The organism is Enterobacter cloacae complex sp. SHL009 (assembly GCF_049237205.1).
In the GTDB taxonomy this organism is placed as follows: domain Bacteria; phylum Pseudomonadota; class Gammaproteobacteria; order Enterobacterales; family Enterobacteriaceae; genus Enterobacter; species Enterobacter cloacae_M.
Map to the genome: position 1 here is coordinate 216,005 of NZ_JBMKIW010000002.1, position 12,350 is coordinate 228,354.

A 12,350-nucleotide genomic window follows, 5' to 3' on the forward strand; every position below is an offset into this window, starting at 1 on the left:
GGACGGTTACTCTCTCTCCCTTTGGGAGAGGGCCGGGGTGAGGGGAACAGGCGATACCGGTACTTTCTGCGCCCGATACGCGCTCGGCGAGCACCCCACTAAGCGGTTAAAAAACCGGGCAAAATAGGCCGGGTCCTTAAACCCCAGCTGCCAGGCAATGTCGCTGACCGCGCTGTCGGAGAAGAGCAGCAAGCGTCTGGCCTCCCGCAGCTGGCGGTCGAAGATCAGCCGCTTCGGCGGGCGGTTGGCGAAGCGGCGGCAGATATCGGTCAGGCGGGATTCGGTCAGGTGCAGCTCGCTGGCGTATTCCGGCACCGTCCAGTGCTGGTGGTAGTGGGCATCTATCAGCTGGGTAAAGCGCTGGAACAGCTTCAGCTCGCCGCGCATGCCGCCTGAAGCGTGGTCGTCGAGCTTCGCGTTGCGCAGCAGCAGGGTAAACACCGCCTGCGCCAGCAGGACCAGCGTGTGTTCGCGCCCCGGCAGCTGTTCCGTGGATTCCCGGGCAATGAGCTGCCAGTAGTGCTTCAGCGCCGCCAGCTCGTCCGGCCTGTCGGCCAGCGAGAGGCAGATCCCCGGCAGGCCAAACGCCTCCCGCGTGCCGGGGTAGAGCACCTCCAGCAGCGGCCAGATCAGATCCTCGCGCACCGTCAGCACGTGTCCGTCGCTGTCGGATTCGGTGATAAACGCGTGCGGTACCGACGGCGGCGTGAGGACGAACAGCGGGGCCTGCACCGAGTAGCGGTGATCGTCGAGCTGGAGTTCAATCTGCCCGGTATCGAGAAAGTGCATCTGAAAATACTGGTCGTGACGATGCGCCTGCATGTCGCGGCCAAAAAAGGCCGCCATGCGCGCGAACGACTGGTAGTGCACGTCGTCGGTGCCCAGACTTTCGTCGTACTCCTTGCTGATATCAATGTTGGCGATAGGGTTCTGGCACACGATCGTTCCTCTGTTGATCCCGCTGCGTCATCGGAATGCGCGTCAGCACCAGCGCGCCCACCACCAGCAGACCCGCCACGAACCACAGTCCCGAGCTGAAGCTGCCGGTCGCGTCGCGCAGAATACCTATCAGCAATGGGCTGACGGCAGACCCGACGTTGCCGATGGCGTTGATCACCGCCAGCGCCACCGCGCGGGACTGCAGGCTAATCACCCGATCCGGCGTGGTCCAGAATATGGCCATGGCGGTAAAGGATCCGGTTGAGGCCATAATGATGCCAAGCAGCTGGATCAGGCTGTGATCGGTGGCCGAGGCCAGCATCCATCCCGCCGCGGCGAACAGGTACGGCAGGATGGTGTGCTTTTTTCGCTCTTTCAGCCTGTCGGAGCGTCGACTCCACCAGATCATCCCGAGAATGGTGCAAAACTGCGGGATCGCCGCCAGCAGGCCGATGACGATATTGCTGCTTCCCGTGTTAAAGCTTTGCAGGATCTGCGGCGTCCAGATGTTGATGGCGCTGAGCGTGTTGGTCAGGCAGAAGTAGGCCAGCGTGTAGAGCAGCACCGCCGGGGTCAGCACTTCGCGCAGCGTCGAGCGCGGCGTGACGGATTGGGCGATGGCGACCTCCTGCTCGCGGGCGATCATCGTTTTCAGCGCCTGCTTTTCGTCGTCGTCCAGCCAGGTGGCCTGATCAGGCGTGTCGTTGAGGTAAAACCAGGTCACCACGCCGAGCACCACCGACGGCAGCCCCTCCAGCAGGAACAGCCACTGCCAGCCCTTCAGGCTCCACAGCCCGTCCATCGCCAGAATATAGCCGGAGAGGATCGAGCCGAGCATCATGGTCACCGGCATGGCGATCATAAACAGCGCGTTGGCGCGGGCGCGGTGATAGGCCGGGAACCACCAGGTGAGGTAGACCAAAATCCCCGGCAGGAAGCCCGCTTCGGCAATGCCCACCAGCATGCGCAGGACGTAGAGCGTTTCAGGGCTGGTGGCGAACATGGTGCAGGTGGAGGCGATGCCCCACACCACCATGATCCCGGCGATCCAGCGCCGCGCGCCGATCTTCGCCAGCATGATGTTGCTCGGGATCCCGCACAGCACGTAGGTGACGTAAAACAGCGTCGCGGCCAGGCCAAACATGGTCGACGTAAGGCCCAGATCTTTGCCCATCGTCAGCCCGGCAAAGCCGATGTTGATGCGATCGAGAAACGAAAAGACAAACAGGATAAAGAGAAAGACGATCAGGCGTCGGAACAGCTTGTTAATGGCGCGATGTTCAACAGCTTTATTATCATGAGTTTGCAGGGTAGAGGTCGTCATGGTGCGCTCCAGATCTTACGTTTAGTAGACGGATTTATTGTTATTAACTGACGTAACCGGTTGTTCGATAAAACGTGCCGCCAGCGCTTCGGCGCTGCGGGCGAGCAGGGTGGTGTCGACGCCGACGGCGACAAACAGCGCGCCAAGCTCGAGGTAGCGTTTCGCCAGCGGCTCGTTCGCCATCAGGATGCCGGGCGCTTTGCCCGCGCTGAGGATCTGCGCGATAGCCTGCTCGATGGCGGCCTGCACCTCCGGGTGCTGCGGATTGCCGGCAAAGCCCATGTCGGCGCTCAGATCCGCCGGGCCGATAAACACGCCGTCGACGCCTTCCACGTCCAGGATCTGCGGCAGGTTTTTCAGCGCCTCGCGAGTTTCAATCTGTACCAGCACGCACATGGCGTCGTTGGCCTGCTGCAGGTAATCCGGGACGCGGTTCCAGCGCGAGGCGCGCGCCAGGGCGCTTCCGACGCCGCGAATGCCCGCGGGCGGGTAGCGGGTGGCACGTACCGCCAGCCGCGCTTCGTCGGCGTTTTGCACCATCGGCACCAGCAGGGTTTGCGCCCCCACGTCGAGCAGCTGTTTGATCTGCACCGGGTCGTTCCACGACGGGCGCACCACCGGCTGGCTGGGATAGGGCGCGATGGCCTGCAGCTGGGTTAAGACGGTCTGCACGCTGTTCGGCGCGTGCTCGCCGTCGATCAGCAGCCAGTCGAAGCCTGCCCCCGCCAGCAGCTCTGCGCTGTAGCTGCTGGTGAGCCCCAGCCATAAACCGATTTGCGGGCGGCCCGCCTTCAGCGCCGCTTTGAATGCGTTTTGCATGGTCCTCTCCTAAACAAAGCGGCAGCTGATGGAGCCCATGTTGCCGTAGTCGACGTGGAAGGTGTCGCCTCTGCTGGCGGACACCGGGCGGGTAAACGAGCCGCCGAGGATGATTTGCCCCGGCTCAAGCTGCACGTCGTACGGCGCCAGCTTGTTCGCCAGCCACGCCACGCCGTTCGCCGGGTGGTTAAGCACGCCTGCGGCGACGCCGGTCTCTTCGATCACGCCGTTGCGGTAGAGCAGAGCGGAGATCCAGCGCAGATCCAGTTCGTCGGGCTTAATCGGGCGGCCGCCGAGGATCACCCCCGCGTTGGCGGCGTTATCGGAGATGGTGTCGAACACCTTGCGCGGGCGCTGGGTTTCCGGATCAACGTTGTGACAGCGGGCGTCGATCAGCTCCAGCGCGGGGATGACGTAGTCCGTAGCGTTGTAGACGTCGAAGATCGTGCAGTTCGGGCCGCGCAGCGGTTTCGCCAGCACGAAGGCCAGCTCCACTTCGATGCGCGGAACGATAAAGCGATCGACCGGGATGTCGCTGCCGTCGTGGAAAAACATGTCGTCCAGCAGCGCGCCATAGTCCGGCTCGCTAATCTGCGAGCTGGCCTGCATCGCTTTGGAGGTCAGGCCGATCTTATGGCCCTTCAGCACGCGGCCTTCGGCGATTTTCAGACTGACCCATTCGCGCTGAACGGCGTAGGCGTCTTCAATGGTGATCTCCGGGTAGTCCAGCGAGATCGCGCGGATCTGCTCCCGGGTTTGTTCCGCCTGATGCAGGCGGTGGGCGATCAGGGTATGGGTGTGTTTGTCGAGCATGGCGATATCCTGTTTTACGTTTGTTTTCTCCCTCTCCCTGTGGGAGAGGGTCGGGGTGAGGGCATCAGGCCGCATAGATTTCCCCTCACCCTAACCCTTTCCCAAAGGGACAGGGGGCTGGCCGTGCCGGTATTACTTAAACAACGCGTGCACGTTGTTTTGTTTGTAATTGAGCGTCGGGTGCAGCTCGTCGAGCCCGAACGACAGCGCCAGATAGCGGTCGGCCATCAGCTCCGCGAAATGTGCCTTGATCAGCGCAAAAAGCATCTCCCCCACGGCTTCCCGGCTCTCCAGGCTGCGCCCGGCGCCAATCTTCAGCGTCATATGCACAAAGGCGTAGTCGTGCCTGCCGTCGGCCATCTGCCAGGTGTCCAGCCAGTGGGCGCGGCTGCGGATGCCGCCGATGGGGAAGATGCCCGTGGCGGCCAGCGCCTCGTTGACTTTGGCGAACAGCCCCGGCAGGTCCGCCTGCTCGCGGATGTTGTCGGTACATTCAGCAATAAAGTGCGGCATGGTGACTCCTTACGCGGGCAGCGGGAAAACGGCGTTAACCTGGCCGGTGCCGGAGCTGGCGAACAGCTCGGTGAGGAACTCCACCTTACCGTCGTACTGGTCCCAGCCGAGCATCCCCAGCAGCATCACCGTGTCGTGCATGTTGCCCTCGCCGTAGCAGTAGTCGGCGTACTCCGGCAGCATGCTGCAGAATTCTTTGAACTGCCCCTCGCGCCACAGCTTCACCACGCGCTCGTCCATCTGACGGTCGAACTCGCGGGTGTAGCTGTTCATCCCTTCCTCCGCGCGCTGGTCGTCGATAAAGCGGTGCGATAGCGAGCCGCTGGCGAGCACCGCCACGGTGCCGTCGTATTTCTCAATGGCGCTGACGATGGCCTCGCCCAGCCTGCGGCTGTCGGCGAAGTCGTGAACCGTGCAGAACGCCGAGATGGAGACTACTTTGAAGTGTTTATCCGCGTTCATGTAGCGCATCGGCACCAGCGTGCCGTACTCCAGCTTGAGGCTCGGGATGTTGTGCGCTTTGGCGCGCACGCCGAGCTTCACCGCCTCGTCGGCGATCAGCTGGCCGAGTTCCGGGTTGCCGTCGTAGTCGTAAGTCATGTCGCGGATAAAGTGCGGTAGCTCGTTGCTGGTGTAGACGCCCGCAAAATGGTCCGCACAGTTGATGTGGTACGCGCTGTTCACCAGCCAGTGGGTGTCGAACACGATGATGGTGTCCACGCCCAGCTCGCGGCAGCGCTTGCTGATTTCTTTATGCCCGTCGATGGCCGACTGGCGGCAGCCGTGGTTTTTCCCCGGCAGCTCGGAGAGGTACATCGACGGCACGTGGGTGATTTTTGCCGCTAGCGCTAATTTACCCATGGTCAGATCCCCCACTTTGGAATCGGATGGTCGCCCATGGAGATGCAGACGTTCTTCATCTCCGCGAACACTTCAAAGCTGTACTCCCCGCCCTCGCGGCCGGTGCCGGAGGCCTTCACGCCGCCAAACGGCTGACGCAGGTCGCGCACGTTCTGGGTGTTGACGAACACCATCCCCGCTTCGATATTCCGTGCCAGGCGCAGTACCTTGCTGACGTCCTGGGTCCAGATGTACGACGCCAGGCCATACTCCACGTCGTTGGCCAGGCGCAGCCCTTCCGCTTCGTCCTTAAACGGCAGCAGGCAGGCCACCGGCCCGAAGATTTCTTCCTGCGCCACGCGCATGCGGTTGTCGACGTCCGCCAGCACGGTCGGGCGCAGGAAGTTGCCGCCCTTCAGGTGCGCAGGCAGATCGGTCGGTTTGTCCGGGCCGCCCGCCAGCAGGGTTGCCCCTTCTTCGATGCCGAGACGGATGTAGCCGGAAACCTTCTCCCAGTGCTGCTGGCTGATGAGCGCGCCAATCTGGGTATTCGGATCGGTCGGATCGCCTACGCGCAGGCGGTTGGCGCGCTCGGCAAATCGCTTCACGAATTCCGGATAGATACTCTGCTGGATGAAGATGCGCGAGCCCGCGGTGCAGCGCTCGCCGTTGATCGAGAAGATAGTGAACAGGGCGGCGTCCAGCGCGCGCTCGATGTCAGCGTCTTCAAAAATTAGCACCGGGGATTTGCCGCCCAGCTCCATGGAGTACTTCTTCAGCCCGGCGTTTTTCATGATGTTGCGCCCGGTGGCGGTGCCGCCGGTGAAGGAGACGGCGCGCACGTCGTGATGGCGCACCAGCGCGTCGCCCGCCGTCGCGCCGTAGCCCTGCACCACGTTGAGCACGCCCGCCGGAATGCCCGCCTCCAGCGCCAGCTCGCCCAGACGGTCGGCGGTCAGCGGGGAGAGTTCAGACATCTTCAGCACCGCGGTGTTTCCGAGTGCCAGGCACGGCGCAACCTTCCAGGTGGCGGTCATAAAAGGCACGTTCCACGGCGACACCAGCGCGCAGACGCCCACCGGCTGCACCAGGGTGTAGTTGAGCATCTTGTCGTCGACCGGGTAGGTTTTGCCGTTCATCTGCTGGCACACCTCGGCGAAGAACTCGAAGTTGTGCGAGGCGCGCGGAATCAGCACGTTTTTGGTCTGGTGGATCGGCAGGCCGGTATCGGCGGTTTCCATGGCGGCGATCTCGGGCACGTTCTGGTCGATCAGGTCGCCCAGACGACGCATCAGGCGCGCGCGTTCCTTCATCGGCAGGTTGGCCCATTTCGGGAACGCCTCTTTGGCGGCGGCGACGGCCTGGTGAATTTCAGCTTCACCGCCGGAGGCGACTTCTGCCAGCACCTCGCCGGAAGCCGGGTTGGTGGTGTGGAAGTACTCGCTTCCGGTAACGTTTTTACCGTTGATCCAGTGGTTAATCTTTTTCATTTTGCAGTCTCCTCGCTGACAATTCGGTTCACCAGGCGTCCCACGCCCTCCACTTCCACCACCACCTCATCGCCCGGCACCACGTCGGACAACCCCTTCGGCGTGCCGGTGGCGATCATGTCGCCAGGCTGCAGGGTCATAAAATCGCTCAGGTACGCGATCAGGTACGGGATGCTGAAAATGAGATCGGCGGTGGTGCCTTCCTGGCGCAGCTCGCCGTTAACGAAGGTGCGCAGGGCGAGGTTGTGCGGATCGGGAATTGCCGCTTTCTGCACGATGTGGGGGGAAATGGGCGTCAGCCCGTCGCGGCTTTTTACCCGCAGGTTCGGGCGGTAGTAGTTTTCCAGGTAGTCGCGGATGGCGTAGTCGTTGCAGACCGTATAGCCCGCAACATAGTCCATCGCCTCGGCTTCGCTGACCTTACGCGCGGTTTTACCGATGACCACCACCAGCTCCGCTTCGTAATGCATGTATTCGATATTGTTCGGGCGCACCGACGTCTGGCCGTCGCCGTTGAAGGTGTTTGGCGCTTTGATAAATACCAGCGGCTCGGTCGGCGGCTTAAAGTCCAGCTCGCTGGCGTGATCGGCATAGTTCAGACCGAGGGCAAACAGCGTGGCGTGCGGCGGCGTGCTGTGCGTGATAGCGACGTCGCGTTCATCCACCACCGGGTTTTCCAGCGGCGGAAAGCCTTCTGCCAGAACACGCACGCGATCGCCCGGGCGGATCTCCACGCGGCTTTGCGGGGTGCCGAGCAGGATCGCATCGCCGGGATTGAGGGTGGCGAACTCGCTCAGGGCGCTCAGCAGTTCGGCGGCGTTACGCTGAAGATCGGCCGTGCTCCAGTGGTCCGCTTCGCGGCCGTTGATCTCGGTGATGATGGTCAGGTTATCCACGTTACCAACGGCGACCAGCTCGCCGAGCGGGCAAAATCCGTCCCGGCATTTGGCCTTGATGGCCGGGCGGTAGAAGCTCTCTTCCGGCAGGCTCACCTCGTTGGCGAGCGCATATCCCGCGATGTACGCCGCGGCGTCCTCCGGGCGCACCTTGCTGGCGGTTTTGCCCACGACCAGCGCCACCGTCGCACCGCTCAGCACCGTTTCCCCGTGAGGGAAGGGGATCGGCTCGCCCGCGCGAATCACCGTGTTATGCGGCTTGATAAACCACACCGCCGTTTTCGGCGGCGTGTTGTAGGGCGCTTTTTCAAAGGCCTCACGCCAGGCTTCACGCTGGCTTTGATGGTTGAGGGCGACTGCAAAAACGGTACCTTTCATTCATATACTCCTCACCCCGGCGGTCCGGGTTGTGATTTCATTAATATGTTAATGATCTGGTTTTATGCTTTTGCTGTTTATTTCGCAATCAGAAGTGAAAGATTTGTGATGGGAATAACAATAAATTTACATTCTGTGATTTGTTTATAGTAAAATCAAAAAGTTAATAAAATTATTGGGTTTCTGTTAGACTTTTTGACGGAAAACATGTTGTTTATAAAAACATCTTTTAGTGATTGTTTACTTGTTAATGATGTTAAGGGGAAAGGCTATGCATGATTCATTAACCATCGCGCTGCTGCAGGCGCGGGAAGCGGCGATGTCGTACTTCCGCCCGATCGTGAAGCGCCATAACCTGACCGAGCAGCAGTGGCGCATCGTGCGCGTGCTGGCTGAACATCCGTCGATGGATTTTCACGATCTGGCGTTTCGCACCTGCATCCTGCGCCCGAGCCTGACGGGCATTTTGACGCGGATGGAGCGCGACGGCCTGGTGCTGCGCTTAAAGCCGGTGAACGACCAGCGCAAGCTGTACGTGTCGCTAACCAAAGAGGGGAATGCGCTGTATGAACACGCCCAGGCACAGGTCGAAGAGGCGTATCAGCAGATCGAGGCGGAATACACGCCGGAGAAGATGAAACAGCTGACGGCGCTGCTGGAAGAGTTTATTGAACTCGGAAACCGGCATAACGCAGCGCGGGAAGAAGAGTAAAAACCACAAATTCCAGGATGATTTTCGTAAAGTTTTCCCTTTCCAGGCCGAAAATTCTGTATCTGTCTGAGGAAAGAGAAAACATGTTAAACCGTATCAAGATTGTCACCAGCTTAATGCTGGTTTTAGCGATATTTGGCCTTTTACAACTCACGTCCGGTGGTCTTTTCTTTAATGCCCTTAAGAATGACAAAGAGAATTTCACCGTCCTGCAAACCATTCGCCAGCAACAATCCACGCTGAACGCCAGCTGGGTAGCGTTGCTGCAAACCCGTAATACCCTGAACCGTGCGGGTATCCGCTACATGATGGATCAGAGCAATATCGGCAGCGGCGCGACCGTTAACGATTTGATGCAAATCGCGTCTGCGTCTCTGAAACAGGCGGAAAAAAACTGGGCTGCCTACGAAGCCCTGCCGCGCGATCCGCGTCAAAGCGATGCGGATGCCATGGAGATCAAGCGCAACTATGATATTTACCACGGCGCGCTGGCGGAGCTGATTCAGCTGCTGGGTGCCGGCAAAATCAACGCCTTCTTCGACCAGCCGACCCAGAGTTATCAGGACGGTTTTGAGAAGCAGTATGTGAGCTATCTGCAGCAGAACGACAAGCTGTATCAGACGGCGGTCGAAGACAGCAACAGCTCCTTCAGCCAGGCTATCTGGGTGCTGATCGGCGTCCTGATTGCCGTGCTGGTGGTGATCGTGGCCGTCTGGCTCAACATCAAGCAGACGCTGATCTCTCCGCTGAATCGTCTGATCGACAACATTCGCCATATCGCCAGCGGCGACCTGGTGAAGCGCATTGAGGTTCAAGGCACCAACGAGATGGGTGAACTGGCCGACTCGCTGCGCCATATGCAGGGTGAGCTGGTGCGTACCGTCGGCGACGTGCGTAACGGCGCGAACGCGATCTACAGCGGCGCGAGCGAAATCGCGATGGGCAATAACGACCTCTCTTCCCGTACTGAACAGCAGGCCGCTTCCCTGGAAGAGACCGCTGCCAGCATGGAGCAGCTGACGGCGACCGTTAAGCAGAACGCCGAAAACGCCCGTCAGGCGAGCCATCTTGCGCTGAGCGCCTCTGAAACCGCGCAGAAAGGCGGCAAAGTGGTGGATAACGTGGTGCAGACCATGCGTGATATCGCGGGCAGTTCGCAGAAAATTGCCGACATTATCAGCGTGATCGACGGCATCGCCTTCCAGACCAACATTCTGGCACTGAACGCGGCGGTAGAAGCGGCGCGTGCGGGCGAGCAGGGTCGTGGTTTTGCGGTGGTGGCAGGTGAAGTACGTAACCTGGCCCAGCGCAGCGCCCAGGCGGCGCGCGAGATCAAGAGCCTGATTGAAGACTCCGTGGGCCGCGTGGAAGTGGGCTCAACGCTGGTAGAAAGCGCCGGTGAAACCATGGGTGAGATCGTGAACGCGGTGACCCGCGTAACGGACATCATGGGTGAAATCGCCTCTGCGTCTGACGAGCAGAGCCGCGGTATCGACCAGGTGGGTCTGGCGGTAGCTGAGATGGATCGCGTGACCCAGCAGAACGCCTCGCTGGTTGAGGAATCTGCCGCAGCGGCGGCCGCTCTTGAAGAGCAGGCGAGCCGTCTGACTCAGGCCGTGGCGGTGTTCCGCATTCAGCAGGAGCAGATGAAAGCGCGCGAGTTCGCTGCGGCTAAAGCGGTTTCCACGCCGGTGATGGCGCGTAAAACCGCGACGGCCGATTCAGGCGATAACTGGGAAACGTTCTAACTCGGTGCGTTGTGCCGGGTGGCGGCTGCGCCTTACCCGGCCTACGGTTCAGGGTTTTGTAGGCCCGGTAAGCGCAGCGCCACCGGGCGATATTACAGAGGCAGGCGCATGGCGCAGCGCGTTTCAAAGGCGAAACCGTGCGCTGTCTCTTCTTCCCTTTTCTGACGCAGTTCAGGCGTCAGCGTCGTCATTTTTTCAAACCCCAGCCGCGCATAGAACGGCGCATTCCACGGTACGTCCCTGAACGTCGTCAACGTCAGCGCTGTCAGCCCTCTTTTACGGGCATGGTCTGCCACGCAGGCGATGAGCTGCCTGCCGATCCCTTTTCCCTGCCAGTCCAGATCAACCGAGAGTTCGACAATAAACAGTGATGAAGGATGGGCCTCGGCAAGGATAAACCCGACGGGCTGGTCGTTCGCCAGCGCCAGCCAGCTTAGCCCACGTTCGGCATACTCAAGGTGCTGCTCAGCGGAAATGACCTCGCCGTCGGCAAGCCAGGCGAGATCCGGGCTTTCACGAAAGCGCTCGCCCGCCGCGCGTTCAATGGCGGGCAGGGCGATAATGTCGTGAGGTGTAGTGGGGCGAATGCGAATATTCATGGCGGGAAGTATAGCCTGACCCGTCGGCATTATTCCGAGCAGATCAGCACCGGCGAGTAAAAATTGCTGATCACCAGCGCGTCTTCCGGCGTGCGCTCTATCGTCAGGAGCCTTTTATTGCCCAGCGTCAGGCCCGCGACGTACTTTTCAAAGACCCCGGGCGGCATGGCATCGTGGCTAAAACGCTCCACTTTTTGAATAGCGATCTCATACAGTTCGCCCTCCACGTGACGCCATTTAAACATCTCCTGGCGGGAAACCTCCCAGCTGCGCGGGGCATTCACCACGCTGCCGTTTAGCGTGATGTATCCCGTTTTGTCGGGATGAAAACGCATAATGATCTCACCGTCAAAGGTGAAATCGTGGCTGTCGCGCCTGTCGGAGAAGGTCAGGTTTCCATCGCAGGCTACCGAGAGCGGGGGCGTGTGGAAGTACCAGGCCAGCGCGGCGCCCAGCAGCAGCAGGTTCAGGATCAGGATTAGCCAAACTTTTTTGTGTCTCATATCACCACTCGTAATAGTAAAGCGTACGACAGGCGCTGGCTTTACCCCGCGTGAGGGAACACTGGGAGAGCACCAGCCGCCCTTCGTGGCCGTAGAAAAGCGTTCTCTGAATGTGCATGTAGAAAATCGAATTTTTCAGGCACGGAAGATGGCCGTCCTTTTGAAGCGTTTGCGCGAGCGTAATCGCCTTCCCGTGAAAAACGTCCGCCAGCGGCGTAAAGGTGTAGACCGGACAGGTGCCGATATGCGTGAGCAGATGGATCTCCCGCTGCGAGTTTTCTGGCTTGATGAGCGCGATCCAGAGGCATAGCGCAACGACTACCAGCGTGAGCGCGCCGCAGAACAGCCATTCCGGGCGAACGCGCCTTGCCGGTTTCGCCGTTTCCGCGGTCGGCGGGGCCTCCTCAAGCGGGGTGACCGTGACGTCTGCGCTGAGCATAAAGCCTGTTTTCGGTACGGTAACGATAAAGAGCTCGTCGGGAAGCAGAGTCGCCAGCATTTTGCGCAGAATGCTGATGTACTGGTTTAAGGAGTTGTTAGACCCCTGGAGCCCTCGCCGATCCCAGACTTCCTGAAGAAAGGTTTCCCGTTCGACCACGTTCCCATGATGCTGAACCAGCAGCCTCAGGATGGTATTCGCCGTACAGGTGAGGAGCTGCGCATCTTCATCCGGCGCATTGATAAGAGAAACAAAACCGTCCTCGTCGTTATAGACGATGGCGTCAGCAAGCAGGTATTTCATAAGTTCTTGTAATAAAAACAGAGATAACGAATAA

At 60.2% G+C, this 12,350-nt stretch carries 13 protein-coding genes; 2 read left to right on the forward strand and 11 right to left on the reverse strand.

Annotation, left to right across the window (positions count from 1 at the left end):
- Positions 1–6 precede the first annotated feature (6 nt).
- The 8 genes from hpaA to hpaG all read right to left on the reverse strand — a co-directional run bounded on the left by hpaA (position 7) and on the right by hpaG (position 8,012).
- Positions 7–939, reverse strand: coding sequence for a 4-hydroxyphenylacetate catabolism regulatory protein HpaA (gene hpaA / locus ACOTZC_RS07490; RefSeq protein WP_126303625.1), 933 nt, complete (start codon positions 937–939; stop codon positions 7–9).
- Positions 911–2,263: a 4-hydroxyphenylacetate permease gene (gene hpaX / locus ACOTZC_RS07495; protein WP_047173284.1), complete on the reverse strand. Its 1,353-nt coding sequence runs from the start codon at positions 2,261–2,263 to the stop codon at positions 911–913. The genes hpaA and hpaX overlap by 29 nt, the downstream gene beginning before the upstream one ends.
- A 21-nt stretch (positions 2,264–2,284) precedes the next feature.
- A complete protein-coding gene (gene hpaI, locus ACOTZC_RS07500; protein ID WP_126303623.1) occupies positions 2,285–3,082 on the reverse strand; it encodes a 4-hydroxy-2-oxoheptanedioate aldolase in 798 nt (265 codons plus the stop codon).
- A 9-nt stretch (positions 3,083–3,091) separates the two neighbouring features.
- Positions 3,092–3,895 (reverse strand): 2-oxo-hept-4-ene-1,7-dioate hydratase, encoded by an 804-nt coding sequence (gene hpaH / locus ACOTZC_RS07505; protein WP_023310279.1) that lies wholly within the window; start codon positions 3,893–3,895, stop codon positions 3,092–3,094.
- Positions 3,896–4,027: 132 nt separating this feature from the next.
- A complete protein-coding gene (locus ACOTZC_RS07510) occupies positions 4,028–4,408 on the reverse strand; it encodes a 5-carboxymethyl-2-hydroxymuconate Delta-isomerase (protein ID WP_348595315.1) in 381 nt (126 codons plus the stop codon).
- Positions 4,409–4,417: 9 nt separating this feature from the next.
- Positions 4,418–5,269, reverse strand: coding sequence for a 3,4-dihydroxyphenylacetate 2,3-dioxygenase (hpaD, locus tag ACOTZC_RS07515; RefSeq protein WP_045355043.1), 852 nt, complete (start codon positions 5,267–5,269; stop codon positions 4,418–4,420).
- Positions 5,270–5,271: 2 nt separating this feature from the next.
- A complete protein-coding gene (gene hpaE / locus ACOTZC_RS07520) occupies positions 5,272–6,738 on the reverse strand; it encodes a 5-carboxymethyl-2-hydroxymuconate semialdehyde dehydrogenase (RefSeq protein ID WP_333032930.1) in 1,467 nt (488 codons plus the stop codon).
- A complete protein-coding gene (gene hpaG, locus ACOTZC_RS07525) occupies positions 6,735–8,012 on the reverse strand; it encodes a 4-hydroxyphenylacetate degradation bifunctional isomerase/decarboxylase (RefSeq protein WP_348595317.1) in 1,278 nt (425 codons plus the stop codon). Before hpaG ends, hpaE begins: the two co-directional genes overlap by 4 nt.
- Before the next feature lie 271 nt (positions 8,013–8,283).
- Here hpaG and hpaR point away from each other — a divergent pair, with 271 nt between their 5' ends.
- The gene (gene hpaR / locus ACOTZC_RS07530; protein WP_023334396.1) at positions 8,284–8,724 is read left to right on the forward strand and encodes a homoprotocatechuate degradation operon regulator HpaR; all 441 of its coding nucleotides are present in this window, start codon (positions 8,284–8,286) and stop codon (positions 8,722–8,724) included.
- An 83-nt stretch (positions 8,725–8,807) separates the two neighbouring features.
- Positions 8,808–10,472 (forward strand): methyl-accepting chemotaxis protein, encoded by a 1,665-nt coding sequence (gene tsr, locus ACOTZC_RS07535; RefSeq protein WP_163354366.1) that lies wholly within the window; start codon positions 8,808–8,810, stop codon positions 10,470–10,472.
- Positions 10,473–10,564: 92 nt separating this feature from the next.
- On the opposite strand, the gene ACOTZC_RS07540 is transcribed toward tsr, so the two are convergent.
- Genes ACOTZC_RS07540 through ACOTZC_RS07550 form a run of 3 tightly spaced genes read right to left on the reverse strand, consistent with a single transcriptional unit; the run spans position 10,565 to position 12,316 of the window.
- Entirely contained in the window at positions 10,565–11,071 is a 507-nt protein-coding gene (locus tag ACOTZC_RS07540; RefSeq protein ID WP_248194142.1) for a GNAT family N-acetyltransferase, read from the reverse strand.
- A gap of 29 nt (positions 11,072–11,100) precedes the next feature.
- On the reverse strand, positions 11,101–11,574 hold the full coding sequence (locus tag ACOTZC_RS07545; RefSeq protein ID WP_045355049.1) for a hypothetical protein: 474 nt from the start codon (positions 11,572–11,574) through the stop codon (positions 11,101–11,103).
- Between the two features lies 1 nt (position 11,575).
- Entirely contained in the window at positions 11,576–12,316 is a 741-nt protein-coding gene (locus ACOTZC_RS07550) for a winged helix-turn-helix domain-containing protein (RefSeq protein WP_126303617.1), read from the reverse strand.
- Positions 12,317–12,350: the final 34 nt, after the last annotated feature.